The 22,311-nt window shown below is 40.5% G+C and carries 26 protein-coding genes; 4 read left to right on the top strand and 22 right to left on the bottom strand.

All coding sequences use genetic code 11. The features are described from left to right. Positions 1-6: 6 nt before the first annotated feature. A complete protein-coding gene (locus NQ185_RS06995) occupies positions 7-318 on the top strand; it encodes a hypothetical protein (protein ID WP_257580907.1) in 312 nt (103 codons plus the stop codon). Between the two features lie 84 nt (positions 319-402). Here NQ185_RS06995 and NQ185_RS06990 read toward each other — a convergent pair whose 3' ends face one another. Both NQ185_RS06990 and NQ185_RS06985 read right to left on the bottom strand, forming a co-directional pair. Beyond that, complete coding sequence (locus NQ185_RS06990; protein WP_257580905.1) at positions 403-597, bottom strand: hypothetical protein; 195 nt, start codon at positions 595-597, stop codon at positions 403-405. A 31-nt stretch (positions 598-628) separates the two neighbouring features. Next, positions 629-991 (bottom strand): single-stranded DNA-binding protein, encoded by a 363-nt coding sequence (locus tag NQ185_RS06985; protein ID WP_257580903.1) that lies wholly within the window; start codon positions 989-991, stop codon positions 629-631. A gap of 244 nt (positions 992-1,235) precedes the next feature. On the opposite strand from NQ185_RS06985, the gene NQ185_RS06980 reads away from it, so the two are divergent. Beyond that, on the top strand, positions 1,236-1,643 hold the full coding sequence (locus NQ185_RS06980; protein ID WP_257580902.1) for a YwpF-like family protein: 408 nt from the start codon (positions 1,236-1,238) through the stop codon (positions 1,641-1,643). A 21-nt stretch (positions 1,644-1,664) separates the two neighbouring features. Here NQ185_RS06980 and NQ185_RS06975 read toward each other — a convergent pair whose 3' ends face one another. Both NQ185_RS06975 and NQ185_RS06970 read right to left on the bottom strand, forming a co-directional pair. After that, positions 1,665-1,958 (bottom strand): hypothetical protein, encoded by a 294-nt coding sequence (locus NQ185_RS06975; protein WP_257580901.1) that lies wholly within the window; start codon positions 1,956-1,958, stop codon positions 1,665-1,667. A gap of 179 nt (positions 1,959-2,137) precedes the next feature. After that, positions 2,138-3,478 (bottom strand): MFS transporter, encoded by a 1,341-nt coding sequence (locus NQ185_RS06970; RefSeq protein WP_257580899.1) that lies wholly within the window; start codon positions 3,476-3,478, stop codon positions 2,138-2,140. Positions 3,479-3,553: 75 nt separating this feature from the next. On the opposite strand from NQ185_RS06970, the gene NQ185_RS06965 reads away from it, so the two are divergent. Both NQ185_RS06965 and NQ185_RS06960 read left to right on the top strand, forming a co-directional pair. Beyond that, positions 3,554-4,813, top strand: a complete 1,260-nt coding sequence (locus NQ185_RS06965) for a helix-turn-helix domain-containing protein (protein ID WP_257580898.1) — start codon at positions 3,554-3,556, stop codon at positions 4,811-4,813. Positions 4,814-4,817: 4 nt separating this feature from the next. After that, a complete protein-coding gene (locus NQ185_RS06960; protein ID WP_257580896.1) occupies positions 4,818-5,084 on the top strand; it encodes a hypothetical protein in 267 nt (88 codons plus the stop codon). Between the two features lie 733 nt (positions 5,085-5,817). On the opposite strand, the gene fabZ is transcribed toward NQ185_RS06960, so the two are convergent. The 18 genes from fabZ to atpE form a co-directional block, all read right to left on the bottom strand. Further along, positions 5,818-6,240: a 3-hydroxyacyl-ACP dehydratase FabZ gene (gene fabZ / locus NQ185_RS06955; RefSeq protein WP_257580894.1), complete on the bottom strand. Its 423-nt coding sequence runs from the start codon at positions 6,238-6,240 to the stop codon at positions 5,818-5,820. 73 nt (positions 6,241-6,313) lie between these two features. Further along, the gene (locus NQ185_RS06950; RefSeq protein WP_257580892.1) at positions 6,314-6,607 is read right to left on the bottom strand and encodes a DNA-directed RNA polymerase subunit beta; all 294 of its coding nucleotides are present in this window, start codon (positions 6,605-6,607) and stop codon (positions 6,314-6,316) included. A 159-nt stretch (positions 6,608-6,766) separates the two neighbouring features. Further along, positions 6,767-7,579: a flagellar hook-basal body protein gene (locus tag NQ185_RS06945; RefSeq protein ID WP_257580890.1), complete on the bottom strand. Its 813-nt coding sequence runs from the start codon at positions 7,577-7,579 to the stop codon at positions 6,767-6,769. Positions 7,580-7,602: 23 nt separating this feature from the next. Further along, positions 7,603-8,382, bottom strand: coding sequence for a flagellar hook-basal body protein (locus tag NQ185_RS06940; protein WP_257580888.1), 780 nt, complete (start codon positions 8,380-8,382; stop codon positions 7,603-7,605). A 32-nt stretch (positions 8,383-8,414) separates the two neighbouring features. After that, on the bottom strand, positions 8,415-9,416 hold the full coding sequence (locus NQ185_RS06935; RefSeq protein ID WP_257580886.1) for a rod shape-determining protein: 1,002 nt from the start codon (positions 9,414-9,416) through the stop codon (positions 8,415-8,417). 348 nt (positions 9,417-9,764) lie between these two features. Next, on the bottom strand, positions 9,765-10,031 hold the full coding sequence (gene spoIIID / locus NQ185_RS06930) for a sporulation transcriptional regulator SpoIIID (protein WP_257580884.1): 267 nt from the start codon (positions 10,029-10,031) through the stop codon (positions 9,765-9,767). Positions 10,032-10,438: 407 nt separating this feature from the next. After that, on the bottom strand, positions 10,439-11,248 hold the full coding sequence (gene spoIIQ, locus NQ185_RS06925; protein WP_257580883.1) for a stage II sporulation protein SpoIIQ: 810 nt from the start codon (positions 11,246-11,248) through the stop codon (positions 10,439-10,441). Positions 11,249-11,415: 167 nt separating this feature from the next. Further along, positions 11,416-12,435 (bottom strand): stage II sporulation protein D, encoded by a 1,020-nt coding sequence (spoIID, locus tag NQ185_RS06920; protein WP_257580881.1) that lies wholly within the window; start codon positions 12,433-12,435, stop codon positions 11,416-11,418. 701 nt (positions 12,436-13,136) lie between these two features. Beyond that, entirely contained in the window at positions 13,137-14,429 is a 1,293-nt protein-coding gene (gene murA / locus NQ185_RS06915; protein WP_257580880.1) for a UDP-N-acetylglucosamine 1-carboxyvinyltransferase, read from the bottom strand. Positions 14,430-14,463: 34 nt separating this feature from the next. Beyond that, the gene (locus tag NQ185_RS06910) at positions 14,464-15,198 is read right to left on the bottom strand and encodes a YwmB family TATA-box binding protein (RefSeq protein ID WP_257580879.1); all 735 of its coding nucleotides are present in this window, start codon (positions 15,196-15,198) and stop codon (positions 14,464-14,466) included. A 293-nt stretch (positions 15,199-15,491) separates the two neighbouring features. Next, a complete protein-coding gene (locus NQ185_RS06905; protein ID WP_257580877.1) occupies positions 15,492-15,725 on the bottom strand; it encodes a DUF1146 family protein in 234 nt (77 codons plus the stop codon). 405 nt (positions 15,726-16,130) lie between these two features. Further along, entirely contained in the window at positions 16,131-16,532 is a 402-nt protein-coding gene (locus NQ185_RS06900; RefSeq protein WP_257580875.1) for a F0F1 ATP synthase subunit epsilon, read from the bottom strand. A gap of 22 nt (positions 16,533-16,554) precedes the next feature. Then, positions 16,555-17,976: a F0F1 ATP synthase subunit beta gene (atpD, locus tag NQ185_RS06895; protein WP_257580873.1), complete on the bottom strand. Its 1,422-nt coding sequence runs from the start codon at positions 17,974-17,976 to the stop codon at positions 16,555-16,557. Positions 17,977-18,022: 46 nt separating this feature from the next. Then, positions 18,023-18,880 carry a F0F1 ATP synthase subunit gamma gene (locus NQ185_RS06890; protein WP_257580870.1) on the bottom strand — a complete coding sequence of 286 codons (858 nt, stop codon included), beginning with the start codon at positions 18,878-18,880 and terminating at the stop codon, positions 18,023-18,025. Positions 18,881-19,255: 375 nt separating this feature from the next. Next, on the bottom strand, positions 19,256-20,764 hold the full coding sequence (gene atpA, locus NQ185_RS06885; protein WP_257580868.1) for a F0F1 ATP synthase subunit alpha: 1,509 nt from the start codon (positions 20,762-20,764) through the stop codon (positions 19,256-19,258). Positions 20,765-20,823: 59 nt separating this feature from the next. Further along, the gene (locus NQ185_RS06880) at positions 20,824-21,360 is read right to left on the bottom strand and encodes a F0F1 ATP synthase subunit delta (RefSeq protein WP_257580867.1); all 537 of its coding nucleotides are present in this window, start codon (positions 21,358-21,360) and stop codon (positions 20,824-20,826) included. Between the two features lie 2 nt (positions 21,361-21,362). Beyond that, entirely contained in the window at positions 21,363-21,878 is a 516-nt protein-coding gene (gene atpF / locus NQ185_RS06875) for a F0F1 ATP synthase subunit B (RefSeq protein WP_257580866.1), read from the bottom strand. Between the two features lie 176 nt (positions 21,879-22,054). Next, entirely contained in the window at positions 22,055-22,270 is a 216-nt protein-coding gene (gene atpE, locus NQ185_RS06870) for a F0F1 ATP synthase subunit C (RefSeq protein WP_213098439.1), read from the bottom strand. Positions 22,271-22,311: the final 41 nt, after the last annotated feature.

The following is a 22,311-nucleotide window of genomic DNA, read 5'->3' as shown; positions in this document are numbered from 1 at the left end:
GGTTTTATGAGTGGCAAACTTTCCAATCTACTTTCTACACTTAAAAAGAGAGACGAATTGTTTCAACAAGAACGGGATGAATTGCGGACTGATTTTTTATTAAGGGGCATATGTGAAGCAGAGGTGGACGGTCTTCTCGACGACCCTTCCCTCTTCCCATCCTTGTGGCTCCCCGAAACATTGCGCTGGGAAACACTGCGTGAGTCGGGAGATTTACTACCTTCCTTACTGAGAGAAGCGATTGGCTTCTTGGGGTACAATGATTTTGAACATATCGATATTGAAGAAGCGAAAGCAATCATTCAATCTAAAAAATAGGGGCTGTGTAATCAGCCCCTTTCCATTTGAGAGGCAGATAAAACGAGGATGGTGTAAACACGAAAGGCACCCGTGGAAAGTGTTCTATTGTGCCATAATCTTTTTTACGAAGCCCGAATGATGAGCATTTGAGAACGTTTCTGTTTGCTGATTTTGGAGAAGGAATTCAAGTTGAGCAACTCTTTGTGATAATTGATGAATTTGTTGGTTGGCTTTGCCGAGTTTAAAAATGAGGTCTCCAATCAGTATTTCAATAGAATCATTGTGCCCTTTTATCAAAAATTCACCTCCTTAAAAGAATGCGCTTACTTTAAAATGGCAAAAGTTCTTTATCATCTGCCTTTACTTCAGCTGGACGTCCTCCCATAAATTTGACAGTGTCAGCGATGACTTCGGTAACGTAGACCTTTTTCCCATCCGTTCCATCATAATTCCTCGTTTGGATTCTGCCTACAACACCGACTAATGATCCTTTTGAGCAGTATTTCGCGGTATTTTCTGCTGCTTTGTTCCACACTGTACATAGTACAAAATCTGCATCAAAGTCTCCTTTTGCATTCCGGTAATGGCGGTTTAGAGCAAGTGTTATATTTAATACAGGTGTTCCTTCTACCGTGTAACGCAGAACGGGATCTTTCGTCAGTCTGCCGACTAAGGTCACTTGGTTTATCAACTTTTTCAACTCCTTTTTTGAAGGGTATTCCCATCTTATAGCACTTTGTTCCTAGTGTAAAATGAGTGTGGCGTCATTTTATTCCGCCTGTTATGACGTAATTTGACATTATTCGTATGGAAAGTGCCATTTTCAACAAAATCCTAGGCTCATTTTTGTTTTTTAACATGTTTCTGCATTTTTTTAATTCAATTGGAAAGATGGTATAATTTTTGTAAAAGGAACGGTGTGGGGGCGAGCTAAATTGAAAACGTTTAAAATTGTTGCTCTGCATATTTATGAAGAGAAAAGAGCGACAAATATTCCGCTTAAAGATGGGTTAATTATTAATAAGGAAAATGAAGACGGAGTTTGGATTATTGAAGCTTATATTGAAAAGCAGTATATAGGGCATTTTCAAAAAAGATTTGATAATGAGGAGTCATTTGAAATTAGGGTTATCATTACCCATGCGGCAAATGATCCTGCTCCTTTTACCGTAAAAGTACATACGATTCAAGTACTTGATGATCATATAAGCGTTTTATTCCAAGGTCGTCTAAGCAAAAGGCGTAATGAATATCCCGAAATATTGCTGGACGATTTAATAAAAGAAGGATTAAGCGGAGATCAACTTTTGGAAGAGTTTAGAAAGAGAATGAAGAAAAAGTAAAAAGCAGGGGTTCATCCCTGCTTATTTGTTGTTCATATCGTTATCGTTGTTGTTTAGATCATTATTATTATCTACGCCATTATTGTCGTTTAAATCATTATCAAGGCCATTGTCATTGTTTAAGTCGTTATTATCATTGACTCCATTATCGTTCACGCCGTTGTCATTCACACCATTGTTATCGTTTAAATCATTCTGATCGTTGACATCATTATTCGTATTTGGAGGAGGCGGCTCTTGGTCATTATTTGCACATCCGACCAGTAGCATCGAGGCTAGTGCAATTCCTCCAATAAACTTAACTGCTTTTTTCATGTTGGTAAGCTCCTTTCAGATTTTGGCCATCAATATTTGCCGACAAAATTGACCCTGCGCATGGTCTGACATTAGCTTTCCCAAATTCACCAAAAATGTGCATAAAAAAAATTAAAAAATGGTACTGGATGAATTGTCCCAGTACCATTACTATATCCGCTTTTCCTTCATACAAACCTTTATTGTGAAACTGTTTTTGTACCAACCTTTACTCCTTTTTTATTATTAAGCTCTGGATGTGCTTTTCGGATGATGGATGGTCTAGCTAGCACAATTACAACTCCTACTAGCAAGGTTGTTGATGCAAGCAAAATCCACTGCGCCGGAAAAATGTCATAAAGAAAGCCATACAGTACCATTCCAAGCGGCATCAAAGCCATCGCCATCGTTTCTAATATGGAGAAAATTCTTCCTTTGTAATCATCGTCAATTTGTTTTTGCATCATTACTTGAATCGGTGTATTTACGAGAATGATCATTGAGCCAAAACCAAACATTAAAACAAGGTAGTAAACGATATTAAGATTGTACGACATTGGCACTATGAGTGGAAATCCGGTCGCACCCATAAAAAAGGCCAATGCAAAGATTCCTCTTTTTGAAACAAGTAGTGGATATTTAACTTCTTTTCGAACGGAAAAATAGATGGACATTAATAGCATTCCCAATGCGAAGGCGCCCTCGGTGAAGCCAAAGTGCTGGGAAGCCATTTTCAATTTTTCAATCAATACGTATGAGTATCCTACTTCGAAAGCCCCAAAGCAGAAATTCACCATTAATGCGATCCATATGATTGCCATGATGACTGGCTTTGTTTTTAAATAAACAAACCCTGCCTTCATGCTTTGCCACATTGGTTCTTTTACTTCGCCAGCTTCTTTTTCCTTTCGCTTCGCAAACAATTTAAAGTTCATTGTTGATTCTAGAAAGACGGCAATAATGGAAGCGATGATGAACATAATTAAAAATACAGGCATCGAAACGGCTCCATATAATAATCCGCCAACCGCGGGGCTTCCGATTGCCGCAAATGAAATTGACATTTGGTTCAATGACATTGCTTTTTGTATTCTTTCTTCATCGACGAGTCCAGTGATCGATGAAGTAAATGTGATTCCGGAACAGGCCGACGTCACTGATAAAACACTCGTTGTCACATAGATTGCCATAAGTGAAAGACCTTGTGTATAGGTGACGAATAATAGCCCGCATATTGCTAAGGTTGTGGCAATTTGTGACAAGATCACAATGGCTTTTCGCGAATAATTATCGGCAAGATACCCGACAAATGGTCCTACAAGAGTCCTTGGTAAAATGTTACATATGAGATTTGTCGCAAAGTTTGTAGCAGATCCCGTTGTCTGTAAAATATAAAAGCTAATAGCAAAGGCATACACATTAGATCCAAAAGTTGAAATAAGCTTACTTGTCGTAAACGTCCAAAGGTGATATGTCGCCTTTCTTAGCTTTAACGCCTCTTCCATGGAAACACTCCGTTCATTTGTAAAGTTTAATTTCATTAAACAAAATATAACACCTATTTACTTCCATTGCAAGAAAAAGTTTAATATAATTAAACTACAATTTCTAAAGAGGTGTTTTCAATCGAAACATTAGGTGAACGAATAAAAGAATTACGAAAACAGAAAAAAATGACGCTTGAGGGCCTAGCTGGCACCGAGATTACGAAGGGTATGCTTAGTTTGATTGAAAATAATAAAGCAAGACCTTCGATTGAAAGCTTAACGTATATTGCAGAGCGTCTCGACGTTGATACAGCCGTATTATTGGGGGCGATCCCCTCTTATCATTTTAGTGAAGTACTTGAGGAAGTAGAAACTTTATATAATATTGAATTTGAGCAAAAACAAGATGAATATAAAAAAATTATTTCGATTGTTGAACCAATCCTAGATAAGCTTAACCAAGGATATGAATCGGCGCGTTTATTAGAAATCATAAGCCGTTGTCTTTATCATGAAGGGATGGATGGGTGGCAGCAAACGTCAGATAAGGCTGCAAAATTATACGATCAGATGAACATTGCAGCAAGGCGTGCGGAAATTGGGCTGTTTCGTGCGATGGTAAAGTTTTCAAAGCATGAGTATGCCGCATCATTAGAAATTCTCCTTCGTGAACGGGAGGAGATTAAATCAAAATATGCCTACATTGATCCGATGACACAAGTTGATTTGGATTTTCATGAAGCAATCTTGCAATATGCTGTGGGGGATTCCGTTGCTGCAACCCGCATAATGGAAATGGCGATTGATTTTTCTAAAAAACACCGTATCTTCTATCGTATAGACGATTTATATAGAGTTGCTGCCGGATATGCCTTAATGTTCCATGATGAGGAAAAAAGAGTCTATTACTTAGGCAAATTAAAACAGTACGGTGAATTCGCTGACGATCCGTATGCCTTATTGTTTTGTGATTTATTAAATATTGAATATCTTATTTCCGTGAATCATGATTATAAAGCTGCCCTTGAAATTATTAATGAAAATTTAAAATCCAACTTGACCGAATCCTACTCGGAATACTTTTTTCTAGAAAAAGGGAAAGCTTTATGTGGACTTGGACAATACGAAGAAGGGCTTCATTGGCTAAATAAAATTCAAATACCATCCTATGTGCATCACCCCTTTGACTTATCTATTTTATATGCGAAAGATGCATACAAAGCCCTTTGTCATATGAAATTAGGAAATCTTGACGAAGCACTTAAACTGGCCGAGCATGCGGTCAAAATCATTGCGCCCCTACCAGATACACCGTATAAAAAGTTTAGTTTTGAAGCGTATGAGTTGGTTAAGGCGGAGCTTCGGGAAAGGAATGCGAAGGAGTCTTAAGCTATTGCATCTAATTAAAAGTGCTCTTATTGTGGGGAAAATGATGAGGTGGGCATGTTGGGGCCGTCATCGTGACCTTGAGCGTGGAAAATTCATGAGAATGGCATGGTTGGGAGCGATCGTAATGTACATGTTCGGTTGGAATAAGCGGCGCGCTGGTCCGATTGAATTGTTCTTAGTGCCCGTTTTCATGGAGGAAGCATGGTACTTGGCGACTGAATCGTTCTTAGTGTCCGTTCTTACGGAGGAAGCGTGGTACTTGTCCGATTGAATCGCTCTTAGTGCCCGGTCATACGAAATAAGCGGCGTGTTTGGCCGATTGAATCGCCCTTAGTGCCCGGTCATACGAAATAAGCGGCGTGTTTGTCTGATTGAATTGCCCTTAGTGCCCGTTTTCACGAAGGAAGCGTGGTACTTGTCCGATTGAATCATTCTTAGTGCCCGTTCTCACGGAGGAAGCGTGGTACTTGTCCGATTGAATCGCTCTTAGTGCCCGTTTTCACGAAGGAAGCGTGGTACTTGTCCGATTGAATCATTCTTAGTGCCCGGTCATACGAAATAAGCGGCGTGTTTGGCCGATTGAATCATTCTTAGTGCCCGGTCATACGGAATAGACGGCGTGTTTGTCCGATTGAATCATTCTTAGTGCCCGTTCTCACGGAGGAAGCGTGGTACTTGTCCGATTGAATCGCTCTTAGTGCCCGTTTTCACGAAGGAAGCGTGGTACTTGTCCGATTGAATCATTCTTAGTGCCCGGTCATACGAAATAAGCGGCGTGATTGTTGATTGAATCATTCTTAGTACCCGGTCATACTAAATAGACGGCGTACTTGGCCGATTGAATCATTCTTAGTGCCCCTCTTCACGGTATGAGCATCGTGCTTGTCCGTTTGAATCATTCAAAGCGAGCCTGTCTGTTCTAAACTCCACAAAACTTTGGTGTTAAAATAGGACCCATAGTAAAATCCCGTTCCAAAGTTTGGAACGGGACTTAATTCACACAATTATTTCAAAGCAAATGTAATTTCTGCTTCGCAGGCTACTTCGCCGTCTACGGTTGCGATTCCTTTGCCTTTTCCGATTGGGCCTTTCACGCGGATGATTTCGACTTCGAGGCGGAGCTGGTCCCCGGGTCTTACTTGGCGTTTGAAGCGGCAGTTATCAAGTCCTGCGAGAAAACCGATTTTCCCTCGATTTTCTTCCTTTTTCAACATAGCGACTGCACCGACTTGGGCTAATGCTTCAACGATCAATACTCCTGGCATGACTGGATAATCAGGGAAATGTCCGTTGAAAAATTCTTCATTGGCGGAAACATTTTTGATTCCGACCACTTTCTGTCCCTCTTCAATCTCAATGATTTTATCGACTAATAGAAATGGGTAGCGATGAGGGATGATTTCTTTTATTTGTTGGATATCAAGCATGGCAAGTCCTCCTTTTATGTATAATAAAGGGCCACCAGCATTGCCGATGAACCCGCATGTACATCTTCATATCTTACTTTTTTTCCACAACAAGATCCATAATGTGAGTCCATGTTTCTTTTTTCAAAACATCTTTCGGATTTCCATCGCCTAGGACCCCGTAACCTACCATCAGACCACCGATAAGGCTGCCTGCCACCATGGCAATCACTAGGAAAATCCGCAACCATATCGGAATTAAACGAATTCGAATATGCCTTGGGATCTCGTTCTTTTTCGCTGCTTTTCGCTCAGCTTTTTGCTCACGTTTTTGCTTTTTTATGTCTTCTCTTGATTGTACATCTGCTTGGCTGATATCTTTAGCCATATGATAAACTCCTTTTCTCCAACTGGCGCAGCCTTTTCCGCCTTTTGAAAATGGAAAGAATGAACCCTTGCCTAGCTCCAGCACTTCCACTTTTCTTAATTGAAAGTATGAATAAATGTTACCTTATCATAACATATTATATCGATTCTGTTGCGGTTTTTATCGAATTCCGTTCACAAGCCCCATCATTTGGTCTGATACTGTAATCGCTCGCGACTGAAATTGCAATGCACGCTGTACATTCATCATATCAGTTAGCTCTTTACTTAAATCCACATTGGACGCTTCAAGAGCCTGATGCTGGATCGCGATTGCAGTAGAATTTAAGTCCGTGTAAACCGACGCAGGATTTACCCCGGCATTTTCCGGCATTCCAATAAGAGAATCGCCTTTTTGTTCCATGTACTGCGGCTTGTTCAAAGCAATGACGCCAAGGTTAGCTACCGTTTCACCATTTGCACGGAACTCACCGTGATTCGTGATTGTAAAATCGGTCGATTTGTCGGAAAAAGTAATCGGATTATTACGTTGATCAAGGACAGCATGGCCATCTTGTGTAACGAGCATTAGTTCATTATTTCCCGAGGGAGTTACGTATAGTGCACCATTACGCGTGAATCTGACATGAGTTCCACCGTCATCTTGAACTCGCACCTTTAGAAACTGATTTTCAGAGGTAAATGCAAAATCTAGGGATCTGCCCGTGTTTTGAATGGAACCTTGAGTCAAAACCATAGCTGATTTTGCTAATTTTGCCCCTACCCCTTGGCGAATTCCATGTGGAGATAACCGGCCAATTTCGCTTTCCCTCGAAGGCTGATTATTGATCTCTTGAAAAATCATATCTGCAAAGGATACGTCTCTTTTTTTAAAGCCATTTGTCCCTGAATTTGCGATATTATTGCTTATAATATCAAATTGTTTTTGCAATTGACTCATTGTATTGGTTGCCGTTGTCATCGACCTATTCATGACTCAGTCTCCTTTTAAAAGGCTTACCCATTCACTCTTCCAATCTCATTCACTGCTTTTTCCATGCTTCTATCATAAGCCTGTACAATTTTCTGATTTGCTTCAAATGCTCTATAAGCCGAAAGCATTTCAGCCATTGCCCGAGTTGGGTCGACGGTAGACGCTTCTATAAAGCCTTGTGAAATTGAGAAGGCCGTATTTCCTTCAGCATTGGGAAGCAGGGCATTATTTTCAGTACGAAAAAGGCCATTGCCTTCTTTAATCAGAGCTTCAGGATTTTCAGCCGCCGCAATGCCAAGACGGGCAACCTCGACTCCATCTTCTTCAATCATTCCATTGCTCGCAACTTTAAATCGATCGCTATTCAATCGGATCTGATTGCCATTTACATCAAGGACTGGAAAGCCTTCTGCTGTCGTAAGCAAGCCTTCCGCATCCAAAGTAAATCTTCCGTTCCTCGTATATTTAGTTTGACCATTTTCTTCCACTGTAAAAAAAACAGGTATGCCTTCTAAATCCGTAAGCGCCAAATCCGTCCCTATATCTGTTTGCCGAAGATCCCCTTGTATGAAGCGTGGTAAGGTCTCTTGCATGTATACACCCGTGTTGATCGGCCCAATTGTCCTAGGTGTAGGATTCCCTGCCTCTATCCGTTGCAGAAGCATCTCTGGAAATGCCCGGATTGCAGAAGTATCTTCTTTAAAACCAGGTGTATTGATATTCGCCATATTATTCGTCAACAATTCTGTCTTCCGTTGCTGTGCATACATGCCGGACGCTGCTGTATAAAACCCACGTAACATCGAATCACCTCAGTCCATTAATCTTGAAGAACTTACACAAAAGTACGACGCAAAATTTTGTCCATATTTTCAAGCATGATTCCTGTTCCAGTTGCGACAGCGTCCATTGGATGTTCAGCAATGAGAACTGGAACTTTCAACTCCTCTGCAAGAAGTTGGTCAATACCATGAAGAAGTGCCCCTCCACCGGTTAAAATTACACCGCGGTCAATAATATCTGCTGATAATTCAGGTGGCGTTTTTTCTAATACATTTTTAGCAGCCTGAACAATGACATCGACAGATTCACGAAGTGCCTCTTCAATTTCCTTGGAATTAACAGAGATGGTACGTGGAAGACCTGAAACCATGTCACGTCCGCGAATTTCCATTTCCTCATAACGACCATTAGGGAAAACCGTACCGATGTTTATTTTAATGCTCTCAGATGTTCTTTCTCCAATTAAGAGCTTGTACTCTCTTTTTACGTAATTCAAAATTTCGTTGTCAAAATTATCTCCAGCCATTTTAATGGAAGCGGATGTTACAATATCGCCCATTGATAAAACAGCTACATCTGTTGTACCTCCGCCGATATCAACAACCATATTTCCACTCGGTTGGAAAATATCCATTCCGGCACCAATGGCAGCTACTTTTGGTTCTTCTTCTAAGTAAATTTTCTTTCCGCCGCTTTTTTCAGCTGCTTCTCTAATTGCTTTTTGTTCGACACTTGTGATGTTAGTTGGGCAGCAGATCAAAATGCGGGGCTTCGATAAAAAGCCTTTTACATTCAGCTTGTTGATGAAATGTTTAAGCATTGCTTCCGTCACATCAAAGTCAGCAATGACCCCATCACGTAAAGGACGAATCGCTACAATGTTTCCTGGTGTCCTTCCGACCATTCTTCTCGCTTCCTCACCAACCGCGAGTACCTTATTTGTATTGCGGTCAATGGCTACAACCGATGGTTCGTTTAAAACGATCCCTTGCCCTTTCACGTGAATCAAAACATTTGCAGTCCCCAAGTCAATCCCAATATCTTTCGCAAACATACAATATCCCTACTTTCGACATTTTTATCTATCATTTTATGTATTTGATTTTCTCATTGGATGATAGCTATTTTGTTTAAAAAAAGCAAAAAAAGATCAGAAATAAAGCATTTTCTTTTTATTTCCCTAATTGTTTATTTTACCATATTCAAATTGTAAATAGGTAAGAAATAATGGTTTTTTCGACATAAAAATCGACAAAATAAAAAGGAAGCAATTCGCTCCCTCTACTTCATTAAGACTATTTTCTAAGAGATTTTATAAAAGCTTATACATAATATGGAAGCTCTTTTCCCATTTTATTTAGGATTTCCATCAAATATCAACAACCTTTTGGAAAAATTGCCTTTATAAACCACTCTTCATCTCTTCTTTTTTATACTTTTGCTTTGTCGCTTCTCCACCTCGTAAATGTCTAATAGATTTATGATAATCCAAAATTAATTTTACTTCATTTGCTAAATCTGGATTGATTTCCGGTAAACGCTCCGTTAAATCTTTATGGACAGTACTTTTGGATACTCCAAACTCCTTCGCAATTACGCGAACCGTTTTTCTTGTCTCCACGATATACCTTCCAATCTTGATTGTTCTCTCTTTGATGTAATCGTGCACACCGCTCGCCCTCCTCGAATTGGATGTGAGGAGTGTGAAATGAGACTCGTCAGTTTTTATATATATACTTCATCTGCTCAAGCTGGCTAGTGAATGTTTACAGCCTTCCAAAGCTTGCGACTTATTAGTGAAATCTCTATTTGAAATCCATCTCTCTTTTCTGAATATAAACATATCTATAACTGAATGTGGGTTCTTTACAACGATTCCTCACCTCAAACACTCTCTTTTTTGTACAGTTTGTATTATATACTTATTGTGATGAGGGCAAATATATGCGTAAAATAACAAGTTCATAAGGGAAGCAGAGGTTTCGATTTTTAACGCAATTATTTCCCGAGAAATGTCGTTATTTTTCCCATCAAAAAAAGACGGACCGTATAGGCAGCCCGCCTTAATAAATTTGCTTATTCCAGTTCCGATTCAGTATCAGACCCAGTATCTTCAGACTCTGAATCTTCAGTGTTCTTCGCATTATCTGATCCCTCTCCGGATTCAACTTGTCCAGAGATTTTGGAATCATCCACTTCTGCTTCTGATAATACAGTGAGTGATTGTCCAAAGTAAGTTTGTGGGTTCAGTGCCTGGTTGTCTTTTCTGATTTCAAAATGAACATGGTTTTCTGCAGCCATATTTAATTGGCTTGTACCTGAAGTGGCAAGTAGGTCACCTTGTTGAACTGAATCGCCTGCTTTAACTTTAATGTCTTTGACAGACTGATAAATCGTAACGACTCCTTTTTCATGTTCCACTTCAATGACGTTTCCGAGCAATGCATCTTGACGAACTGAAGCAACTTTTCCGCTTAGAGCAGCTACTACTTCAAACTCTTTTCCATCTTTGTTGGCAATATCAAGTCCCATATTTGGACGATATTTATTACCATCTACAATGAGTGCTTCTTCCTGTTTTTCTGCTGATGCATTTGCATCGAAAAATTGCGTTTTAATGACGACTTCATCATCATTTTTTACTGGCATAACGACATTTTCAAAAGACTGGTTTACTTCGATAACCGGCTCCTCATTATTTTTGCCAGTTATGTCTTTGCCATTTTCTGCGACCTCTGGATCTTTTACAGGGTTATTGCTTGCCTGATACCAAACAATCGTAGAAATGAGCAAGGCTGCAGCTACAAGGTACACTGCTGGAAATACCCACCGCTTTTTGAAAAAAGTTTTCCATTGAGAAGATCGATTCTTTTCTTCCTCTCTCATTTTCATCACCTCTGTCACCATTCTGAACAGAAAGCGAGAATAATATACTTCGAAAATTAATTTTATCCACTTATTTTTTCGACAAATGCAAAATAATATACACTTTTATTGAAAAATATATAAAAAAATTGCTGAATCCCCGTAAAATAAGGATTCAGCAATGATTGTTACTTTGATGCCAACTTTCGATCATCTATTTGATCTGCATTGGAAATCGCGATACCTTGATAATAGTGTGTGACAATTTCATCGTATTTTTTTCCCTCTTTTGCCATACCATTTGCACCGTATTGACTCATGCCTACCCCATGACCAAAGCCTTTTGTTGATATGATAATCGAGTCTCCTTTTCGTATCCACGTGAAATCCGTTGATCTAAGACCAAGTTTTTCTCGCACTTCTCTACCGGTAAAATCCTTGCCGTTAATATTGACGGTGGCGACTTTTTTTCCGGACGTTCTCCCTGTTATCGTTCCAATATCTTTTTCACTTCCTATTTTAACACCTAACTTATTTTCAAAATCGGAAATAGATAAGACTTTCTGACTATTAAACTTAGGAGATTTACTATCCCAAGGACTCTCTACACTTTTTAAATATGGGATTTGATTTGTCCAATAATCTTCAGCATTTTCTGTGTATCCATTGCTTGTCGAGAAGAAAGAGGCCGTAATTGGTTTTTCATTATATGTTAAAATTTGTCCTGCAGTAGCCTTTACTGCTTCTGCAACTTTTTTATATTTCCAATCATAATCTTTTCCCCACTGTTTTTTTAACTCTGATTTATTTTTATAGACTTGATGATCGACCGTATCTTTAATATTGGCTCCTTCTGGAATGCTGTTTTTATCTGGTGGATTCATTAAATGACTTACAATGTACGTCCTCGCTGCTAGAGCTTGAGCCTTTAAAGCCTCCATTTCAAAATCCGCCGGCATTTCCGAAGCGACTACACCGATGACATACTCCTCAAGCGGAAGCTTTTCTATTTTTTTCGTATTAGATCGGAATACAGCTACCTCTGTTGATGACTCATTCATATTTTGCTTCGGCTGAACCTCCTCCCGCTCAGCCAGTGCCCCTTCCGTCTTATCATTTGTAAAAGGCAGAACGAGGATAGCTGGAATAGTGAACGATAATGCTAGTAAAATGGCTGCCAAGACGAATGCTGGTTTTAATTGTTTCATGCCTAATCCCCCAATACAAAATTAAGGCGATGACCCCATCACCTGATTCTAAATATATGGGAATGGACAAGCATTTATGACTCGGTTTGGTGTGATATTGTTGTAGTTTGCATTATAGGGTATTGATTGAGAATGGGTTAGGAAGTTACTGGGGTTTTTGGAGGTTTAAATAGAAATTGTACAATTTAAATGGCTATTGGACAAACTTTCGGTGGGATAAGAGATTTTGTCCATTATAGCTGTCTTATTGGACAAATTAGCTTTCAGGGCGAGATAGTTGTCCATTATCGCTGTCTAAATGGTAATCTTCTCTCGGTATGAAATCATCACTGAGTTACGTCTGATTTTATAACTGATTTGGGATAAAATTTGGAAAAAGTTGAATTTTAGTCAGTATCTAGGACTGTTTCGATTCGTAATTTTGAAAAAGAAGAATTTCAGATCGAATCCAACGACAATTCGGCTCGTAATCACGAAAAGCTAGAATTTCAGATCGAAACCAATGCCAACTCGAAAACCGATACCCGCAAAATAGGATTTCACCATTACTTCATTACCATTACTTACTCACAATGAAACATAAGTAAAAATTAGTCTTTAGTCCGAACCCCCGATTTACTAAAGTTAAATTTCTAAAACTTATTCTTTATTTCCACAATAAAAAATCCGCCACTAAACAGGCGGATTTTTTATAAATAACATTATGAATTAGTTTCTACAGTTTCTGTTTCCACGGTTAGATCTTTCACGCGTTCGATGTCTGCTCCAAGAGACTGGAGTTTGAGGTGGAAGTCTAAATATCCGCGGTCAAGGTGTTTTAGTTCTGTAACGCGAGTGTATCCGTCTGCTTTTAGGCCAGCAATAATCAATGCTGCCGCTGCGCGTAAATCGGTTGCGGCTACTTCAGCACCTTGAAGTTGACTCGGTCCGTTAATAATGACAGAGCGGCCTTCAATTTTTATATCAGTGTTCATTCTGCGAAATTCCTCTACATGCATATAGCGATTTTCAAAAACAGTTTCAGTGATGAGGCTCGTTCCTTCTGCACAAACGAGGAGTGCCATCATTTGTGATTGCATATCCGTCGGAAAGCCTGGATGGACCATCGTTTTAATGTCAACAGCCTTTAACTTATCTGGCCCGATGACACGAACTCCATTTGCTTCTTCAATGACAGTTACATTCATTTCTTCCAGCTTCGCAATAACAGACGACAAATGTTCAGGGATTGCCCCCTGGACAAGTACGTTGCCGCCGGTAATGGCAGCTGCAACCATAAATGTGCCTGCTTCAATTCGGTCTGGAATGATTGTATGGTCAGCGCCATACAATTTCTCTACTCCCTCAATACGAATTGTACCTGTTCCGGCTCCTCTAACAATCGCACCCATACTATTTAAATAATTGGCGAGGCATACGATTTCTGGTTCCTTTGCACAGTTTTCAATTACTGTTGAACCTTCTGCTAAAACTGCTGCCATCATAATGTTTTGGGTTGCACCGACACTTGGGAAGTCTAAATAAATTTTTGCTCCCTTAAGTTTATCGGCCGTTGCTTCAATGAAGCCATTCTCTACTTTTACTTTCGCTCCCATTGCTTCGAAGCCTTTTAAATGATAATCAATGGGACGAGATCCAATTGCACAGCCTCCTGGTAATGCAACACGCGCTCTGCCCTGTCTAGCTAGCAAAGAGCCCATTACGAGTACAGAAGCCCTCATTTTACGCACATACTCAAAAGGTGCTTCTATATTAAGATCCCCTGATGCATCTACAATAATGGTTTTATCCACAAAATCAACACTGGCGTTTAAATGGCGCAGCACTTCCCCTATTGTATATACATCGGAGAGAATCGGTACATTTCGTATGATGCTCTTTCCTTCACTCGCTAATAATGATGCAGCGATCACAGGCAATACGGCATTTTTTGCTCCTTCAACTTTAACAGTGCCGCTCAGCCTTTTTCCGCCGCGGACGATGATTTTTTCCAAGAGTATTCCCCTCCGCGTCCATATATTCTTTATATTAATATTCAATCGTTAAGATGGGTGTGCCGACCACAACGGTGGTTCCCGGACCCATTTCATTTTTCCTAAGTCCAATTTGCATATTCATTTGTTTGTTTGTAAAAGATAAGGTTTGGGCAAAAAGAGAGGAAAATGCTGACATGGAGTAAAATTCCTGTTCTTTAACGGATTCAACTTCTGATGCATGCAGTGATTGTAATAATCCATCCAAAGAATGATCAACAAATTCATTCAGTTCCTCACTGAATTCGCCTTTTATACAAGAGAATAAAATAGGATTTCCATTGAAAAGGTTCAAAACTGTTTTTTCTGCTATATCGTTTATGAAATTAACATGTTTTGAGTCCCAATTTTCACCCTTAGCTTCGTACACTATGTACGAGGACAAATGTCTATTATTGTCGGTTGATAAAATCTGTATCGTTTCGCTAAATATTCCATGGTCCCTCTTGCCAATAATGGAGTCCGTTCCAGCTTTCCACTCCATATCAGGGAACTGTTTTTCTAGCTCATGTTTTTTTGACAACCTTTCTTCCTCAGTGGGAAGATAGACGGATTCTCTTGCATATAAAGACCATTCAATGATATTGCCTTGATGTTTATCTATCGTTTGTGCCAAGTTTTGTATATCAGTGGATACCGGTGCTGCTATGGTGTTATTCCCAATTAAGGTAAATATGAAACCAAACGCTATTGTAATTTGAGATAAAATGGAAAAAATTTTACTATTCATTGATCCTTCCCCCTTAGTAACATTGTTTCCACTACGGAGAAAGTAATACTTGAAGAATAACGTCAACAACAGACGTTTATAGACTTTTTTCTGTCGACAAATTTCGCCTTACCTCTTCAAATAATATACAAAAGTCGACACAATGAAAACAGGTAAAAGGTCCCATTCTATATTAAAAATTCGTTACATATGTCTTAGTTTTTTTCAAAAAAATTAAATTTGGAGTTTCTACTTGAAGTAATTATTAGAATTTGGGGAAATTCCTTTGTCTAAAAGTGCCTTATATTAAGTAGTTAAAATAGAAGTTGGAGTTGTCTAGACCAATTTAAATAGTCTAAAAAAAAGTTACTTGCTACTGAACCAATTACAATGGTCAACAATATATAAAGCAATCGTGCTTGGAATACCCTATTTGCTCTAAGGAGCTTTTCAAAGTTTAATGCCTGTAATGCGAAAAACGCGATGCCTATAAAAAATACATGTGAGATTATATTGATCAAAGCCTGCTGACCTAGATCTTCTAGCATCTTTAATCACCTCTGTCCCATGACTGAATCATACATATGAACACCTTCTGATTTTTTAACCAGAAGGTGTTCGATTTTAATTGTCTAGCTTTTTTCTTTGTCCAGCTGCAGCGCCTAGCGACTAGCAAACTTCTTGCCCTTCTTCCTACGATAAGTCAACATCGACTCGCCTTACGGCTCGCCGTGTTTCCTTTATCTCAGTCGAAGTACCTGAAGTTTGTACGTCGCTTAACAGGCGCTTTCGCTTTTCTTTGTCCAGCTACTGCGCCTAGCGACTAGTGGATTTCTACTTCCCTTCCTACGATAAGGAAGCCAGTTTCGTCCTTTCGGACTCATCGTGTTTCCTTTATCTCGTCGTGGAATACGAAATCCATACGTCGCTTAACAGGCGCTTTCGCTTTTCTATTAATGATGTTTATAAACATCTATACGGTTCATGGCCCTTTTTAGTGCCAGTTCGGCTCGTCTAAAATCGATGTCATCTTGACTTCCTTGCAGGCGGTTCTCGGCGCGTTTTTTTGCTTCTTCCGCGCGGGCAATATCGATGCCTTCTGACCTTTCAGCGGTTTGAGCAAGAATCGTTACTTTTTCTGGGCGGACTTCTAGAAATCCACCGCTGACTGCAACATATTCCGTTTCTGTGCCGTTATTTAAGCGAACCGCACCAATTTGAAGTGGCGCCACCATTGGGATATGGCCCGGAAGGACACCTAGTTCCCCCGATTCTGCTTTCGTGCTCACCATTTCTACTTCGGAGTCAAAGACTGGACCGTCGGGAGTGACAATACTTACATGCAATGTCTTCATTTCATACCCTCCTGGTCTCTGTTTATACTTCTACGCCCATATCTTGAGCTTTTTTCACTGCATCTTCAATTGGACCAACAAGACGGAACGCATCCTCTGGAAGATGGTCGTATTTTCCTTCAAGAATTTCTTTGAATCCTTTAACCGTTTCAGCTACAGGAACATAAGAACCCTGTTGGCCTGTAAATTGTTCTGCAACGTGGAAGTTTTGCGATAAGAAGAACTGAACGCGACGGGCACGTGCAACAACTAGTTTATCTTCATCGGAAAGTTCATCCATACCAAGGATCGCAATAATATCTTGCAACTCACGGTAACGTTGCAATGTTTGCTGTACAGATCGTGCAATTTCATAATGCTCTTCTCCAACGATTTCTGGAGAAAGTGCTCTCGAAGTAGAGGCTAATGGGTCAACCGCAGGGTAAATACCCATTTCTGAAAGCTTACGCTCAAGGTTTGTTGTTGCATCCAAGTGAGCAAATGTTGTAGCTGGAGCAGGGTCCGTATAGTCATCCGCAGGAACGTAAATCGCTTGGATCGATGTTACGGAACCAACGTTTGTAGATGTAATACGTTCTTGAAGCATACCCATTTCAGTAGCAAGTGTCGGCTGGTAACCAACCGCTGAAGGCATACGTCCTAGAAGGGCTGATACCTCAGAACCTGCTTGTGTAAAGCGGAAAATGTTATCGATAAAGAAAAGAACGTCTTGACCTTGTTCATCACGGAAATATTCAGCCATTGTAAGACCAGTCAGAGCAACACGCATACGTGCACCTGGCGGCTCGTTCATTTGTCCGAATACCATCGCTGTTTTACTAATAACGCCTGAATCTTTCATCTCGTAGTAAAGGTCGTTACCTTCACGTGTACGCTCACCAACACCAGCGAATACGGAAATACCACCGTGCTCTTGAGCGATGTTGTTGATCAATTCTTGAATTAGAACGGTTTTACCTACACCCGCACCACCGAAGAGGCCGATTTTACCACCTTTAATATATGGTGCAAGCAAGTCAACAACTTTAATACCAGTTTCTAATATTTCTACTTCTGTGGAAAGCTGTTCAAAGTTTGGTGCTTGACGGTGAATAGAATCACGGCGAACATCATCTGCTAATTTTTCATCAAGGTCGATATTTTCACCTAAAACGTTAAATACACGTCCTAGTGTAACATCACCGACAGGAACGGAAATTGGTGCACCTGTATCAAGAACGTCCATTCCGCGTTGGACTCCATCTGTAGAAGCCATCGCAATCGTACGGACAGTGTCATCACCAAGGTGAAGAGCAACTTCCAATGTCAAGTCGATGTTAACTTCTGAAGCTGTTTGCGCTACATACGTAACTTTAAGCGAGTTATAAATTTCAGGGAGCTGGCCGTTGGCGAATTTCACATCAACTACCGGTCCCATTACTTGTAGAACCTGTCCTTTGTTCATCATTTCCCCTCCTAGCTGGGTTATGGTCATACTTTTATTAAAATAATTATTCTAAAGCTGCAACTCCACCTACAATTTCCGTGATTTCTTGAGTAATCATCGCTTGTCGTGCACGGTTGAATGAGAGTGTTAAGCTGTCAATAAGTTCTCCTGCATTATCTGTCGCACTCTTCATCGCTGTCATCCCTGCCGCATGCTCAGCTGCTTTGGCGTCAAGGAGCGCTCCATAAATTAAACTTTCCGCATATTGAGGAAGCAAGACTTCGAGAATTGCTTCAGCAGAAGGTTCATATTCATAGGACATGAGTTTTGTTGTTGGTGCGATATCAGTAAGTGGCAAGACTTTTTTCTCGGTCACTTCCTGAGTAATGGCACTGACGTAGTGGTTGTAGTACATGTACAGTTCATCATACGTTTCGTCTGAGAACATTCCAACCGCTTTGCTCGTGATTTCCATTATATCTATAAAAGATGGCTGATCTGGAAGTCCGTTGATTTCAAGTACAACATTCATATTTCTTTTTAGGAAAAAGTCGCGTCCCATACGTCCTATTGCAATAATGGCGTACTCATCATCCGATTGATGACGTTCGCGAATTTTGTTATAAACGGCACGCAATACACTGCTGTTATATGCACCTTTTAGTCCACGGTCTGCTGTAATAACAATATACCCAGTTCGTTTTACCGGACGGGTGGCTAGCATTGGATGATTTACATCCTTGCTGCCCACAGCTATGCTTGCAGCAACTTCCTGAATTTTTTCCATGTAGGGAACAAATGCTTTTGCATTCATTTCTGCACGGCTCAGTTTTGCTGCAGATACCATTTGCATCGCTTTTGTGATTTGTCTTGTTTTCTTCGTCGAGTTGATGCGAGATTGGATCTCCCTTAAGGATGCCACTGATTCTCACCACCCTTTTTTCAAAGTAGAGCAGAAGCGGTAGGACCGCTCTGCTGTTTATTGTATTTTTCCATGTCTAGCTTCAGCGCCTATCGACTAGTGGATTTCTACTTCCCTTCCTACGATAAGTCAACATCGACTCGTTCCTCGTCGTGTTTCCTTTATCTCGTCAGGGATTCCGAAATCCATACGTCGATGAGCAGGCGCTTCCGCTTTCCTTGTCTAGCTTCGGCGCCTATCGACTAGTGGATTTCTACTTCCCTTCCTACGATAAGTCAACATCGATTCGTCCTGCTGGACTCATCGTGTTTCCTTTATCTCGTCAGGGATTCCGAAATCCATACGTCGATGAGCAGGCGCTTCCGCTTTTCTTAATTACTCGCTCTTAGCGAAAGTTCTTTTAAATGTATTTAATGCATCGGCCATCTCTTCGTCTGCTGGAAGAGCACCTGTTGTACGAATTTTTTCAAGTAATTCTGCACGGTTATGGTCGAGCCAAGAATAAAGCTCGTCTTCAAAACGAAGGATATCGTGAACCTCAATATCGTCAAGGAAGCCTTGTGTCAATGCATATAAAATCATGACTTGCTTCTCTGCTTTTATTGGTTTGTTCAAGTCCTGCTTCAACACTTCAACTGTACGCGCACCACGAGCAAGTTTCGCTTGTGTCGCTTTATCAAGATCGGAACCGAATTGAGCAAATGATTCAAGTTCACGGAATGATGCAAGGTCAAGACGCAATGTACCGGCAACTTTTCTCATTGCTTTAATTTGTGCTGATCCACCAACACGGGATACAGATAATCCGGCGTTAATCGCTGGACGTACACCTGAGAAGAACAAATCAGATTGCAAGAAGATTTGTCCGTCCGTGATGGAAATAACGTTCGTTGGAATGTAAGCGGAGATATCTCCTGCTTGAGTTTCAACGAATGGAAGTGCTGTTAGGGAACCGCCGCCTTTTGCGTCACTGAGTTTCGCAGCACGCTCCAGTAAACGGGAGTGCAAGTAGAAAACATCCCCTGGATAAGCTTCACGGCCTGGAGGACGACGAAGCAACAAGGATAGCTCACGGTATGCAGCAGCTTGTTTTGTTAAATCATCATAAACGACAAGTACGTGTTTACCGTTGTACATGAATTCTTCACCCATTGTAACTCCTGTATATGGTGCAAGGAATAATAATGGTGCAGGTTGTGATGCAGATGCACTTACTACGATTGTGTAGTCAAGAGCACCGTATCTGCGTAGTGTTTCAACTGCTGCACGGACAGTGGATTCTTTTTGACCAATTGCGACGTATACACAAATCATGTTTTGGTCTGCTTGGTTCAAAATTGTATCAATAGCGACTGTCGTTTTACCTGTTTGACGGTCACCGATGATTAATTCACGCTGACCACGGCCAATCGGTACAAGTGCATCAATCGCTTTAATTCCTGTTTGTAAAGGCTCATGAACTGATTTACGATCCATGACACCAGGTGCTTGACTTTCGATTGGACGTGTTTTTGATGTATTAATAGGACCAAGACCATCAATTGGCTGTCCAAGTGAATTCACGACGCGGCCAATTAATTCTTCACCAACAGGAACTTCCATAATACGTCCTGTACGGCGTACCTGGTCTCCTTCACGAATTTCAGTATATGGTCCAAGGATAATGATACCAACGTTGCTTTCTTCAAGGTTTTGTGCCATACCCATGACACCGTTGGAGAATTCAACAAGTTCTCCTGACATGACATTGTCCAGTCCATACGCGCGGGCAATTCCGTCCCCAACTTGGATAACTGTACCAACATCACTTACTTCCATATCAGACTGATAGTTTTCAATTTGCTTTTTTATCAGCGCACTGATTTCTTCAGCTTTGATGCTCATGAAATTCACCCCTCATATCAAGTCTTTCCGTTTTAACATCTACGGATAGTAACTTTTTGTTAACTGATCAATGTACGCTCAAGACGGTCAAGTTTTCCACGAAGGCTTCCGTCGTAAATGCGGTTTTCAATTCGGATTTTTAAACCACCAAGAAGATTTGAATCTACAATATTCTCGATGTTCAAGGAACGTCTACCAACTTTTGGAGCAAATGAAGCGGAAATGCTTTCAGCTTCTGCTGCAGTTAGTGGACGTGTTGAGTATACAGTCGCTTCTGCCACTCCGTTTTCTTTATTGGCTAGATCGATAAAGCCTTTAGCTACATCCACGATGTCACTTTGACGGTGACGGTCGATAAGCAGCTGTAAAGTATGCGCGACGAATGGAGAAACATTCGAAAAAACACCTTGTAAAATATTCTTTTTCTCATGAAGAGATAAGTTTGGAGAGGTGAGCAATGTGATAAAGCCTGGGTTTTCACTAACGGATTTCCTCACAACACGCAGTTCCTCTTCTATTTTTTGAACTTGATTATGTTCTTTAGCCAATTGGAAAAGAGCTAAAGCATAGCGTTCTGCGACAATGTTTTGGCTCATCGCTATTCTCCTGCCCTTTGAATATAATCATTGATCAATTTTTGTTGATCTTCCGCGTTCAGTTCTTTCTCAATAACTTTAGACGCAATTAACACAGATAAAGTTGCAACTTGTTCACGTAAAGCCGTAACTGCTTGCTCTTTTTGTGTTTCGATTTCAAGACGTGCAGATTCTTTCAAGCGCTCTGCTTCCTCGCGGGCAGTCTTGATGATGTCTTCACGTTGAATCTCCCCATGTTTCTTAGAGTTTTCAATCATGGCTTGTGCTTCTAAGCGGGCTTCTTTTAATAATTCTTTTTGTTCTTCGAGCAATTTATTTGATTCGCTGCGGCTCTTTTCTGCTGCTTCGATTTCATTTGCTATATGCTCTTCACGTTGAATCATGATTCCCATTAACGGGCCCCATGCTAATTTTTTCAAAATAAACATCAACACCGCGAAAGCTGCAACGGTAAATAGGATATCCCCACCGTTAAATGTTCCGGTAGCAGCTCCAAGTGTGAGACTATTGGTAAGCACGTTCGCTTCACTCCCTTCAAAAATGAAGGCGCAACTGGAATCATCGCGCCGAATAGATGTTTGAAGATACTGATTCTAGCTTTGACAGCATTTTACATTTCTAGACTAAATAAATGGCGAAGATTCCCAACTAGAGAGCTTCGCCATTTTAACTTTTTATAAAAGAGTAAAACGAATTAAACTCTTCCTTGAAGCATGAACGCAATAACCGCACCCATGATAGGAATCGCCTCAACGATACCTACACCGATGAACATTGTTGTTTGAAGCATACCACGAGCTTCAGGTTGACGTGCCATACCTTCAACTGTTTTTGAAACGATCATACCGTTACCTAGACCTGCTCCTAGAGCTGATAAACCAATTGCGATTGCTGCTGCTAATGCATACATTAAGAAATTCCTCCTTGTTTTATATAAAATATATATGGGTC

It is taken from the genome of Lederbergia panacisoli (genome assembly GCF_024626525.1).
Classification (GTDB): Bacteria; Bacillota; Bacilli; order Bacillales; family Bacillaceae_C; genus Lederbergia; species Lederbergia panacisoli.
The sequence above is the reverse complement of the archived record's forward strand: the minus strand, read 5'-3'. Positions and strand labels throughout refer to the sequence as shown.

Bases quoted from the DNA above. Each gene is read 5' to 3' on its own strand.
- NQ185_RS06995 (WP_257580907.1), top strand. From the start codon at position 7: ATGAGTGGCAAACTTTCCAATCTACTTTCTACACTTAAAAAGAGAGAC.
- NQ185_RS06975 (WP_257580901.1), bottom strand. From the start codon at position 1,958: ATGAAAAAAGCAGTTAAGTTTATTGGAGGAATTGCACTAGCCTCGATG.
- NQ185_RS06970 (WP_257580899.1), bottom strand. From the start codon at position 3,478: ATGAAATTAAACTTTACAAATGAACGGAGTGTTTCCATGGAAGAGGCG.
- fabZ (WP_257580894.1), bottom strand. From the start codon at position 6,240: ATGCTTGATATCCAACAAATAAAAGAAATCATCCCTCATCGCTACCCA.
- NQ185_RS06950 (WP_257580892.1), bottom strand. From the start codon at position 6,607: ATGGCTAAAGATATCAGCCAAGCAGATGTACAATCAAGAGAAGACATA.
- NQ185_RS06945 (WP_257580890.1), bottom strand. From the start codon at position 7,579: ATGAATAGGTCGATGACAACGGCAACCAATACAATGAGTCAATTGCAA.
- NQ185_RS06940 (WP_257580888.1), bottom strand. From the start codon at position 8,382: ATGTTACGTGGGTTTTATACAGCAGCGTCCGGCATGTATGCACAGCAA.
- NQ185_RS06935 (WP_257580886.1), bottom strand. From the start codon at position 9,416: ATGTTTGCGAAAGATATTGGGATTGACTTGGGGACTGCAAATGTTTTG.
- spoIIQ (WP_257580883.1), bottom strand. From the start codon at position 11,248: ATGAGAGAGGAAGAAAAGAATCGATCTTCTCAATGGAAAACTTTTTTC.
- spoIID (WP_257580881.1), bottom strand. From the start codon at position 12,435: ATGAAACAATTAAAACCAGCATTCGTCTTGGCAGCCATTTTACTAGCA.
- NQ185_RS06910 (WP_257580879.1), bottom strand. From the start codon at position 15,198: ATGAATAGTAAAATTTTTTCCATTTTATCTCAAATTACAATAGCGTTT.
- NQ185_RS06905 (WP_257580877.1), bottom strand. From the start codon at position 15,725: ATGCTAGAAGATCTAGGTCAGCAGGCTTTGATCAATATAATCTCACAT.
- NQ185_RS06900 (WP_257580875.1), bottom strand. From the start codon at position 16,532: ATGAAGACATTGCATGTAAGTATTGTCACTCCCGACGGTCCAGTCTTT.
- atpD (WP_257580873.1), bottom strand. From the start codon at position 17,976: ATGAACAAAGGACAGGTTCTACAAGTAATGGGACCGGTAGTTGATGTG.
- atpA (WP_257580868.1), bottom strand. From the start codon at position 20,764: ATGAGCATCAAAGCTGAAGAAATCAGTGCGCTGATAAAAAAGCAAATT.
- NQ185_RS06880 (WP_257580867.1), bottom strand. From the start codon at position 21,360: ATGAGCCAAAACATTGTCGCAGAACGCTATGCTTTAGCTCTTTTCCAA.
- atpE (WP_213098439.1), bottom strand. From the start codon at position 22,270: ATGTATGCATTAGCAGCAGCAATCGCAATTGGTTTATCAGCTCTAGGA.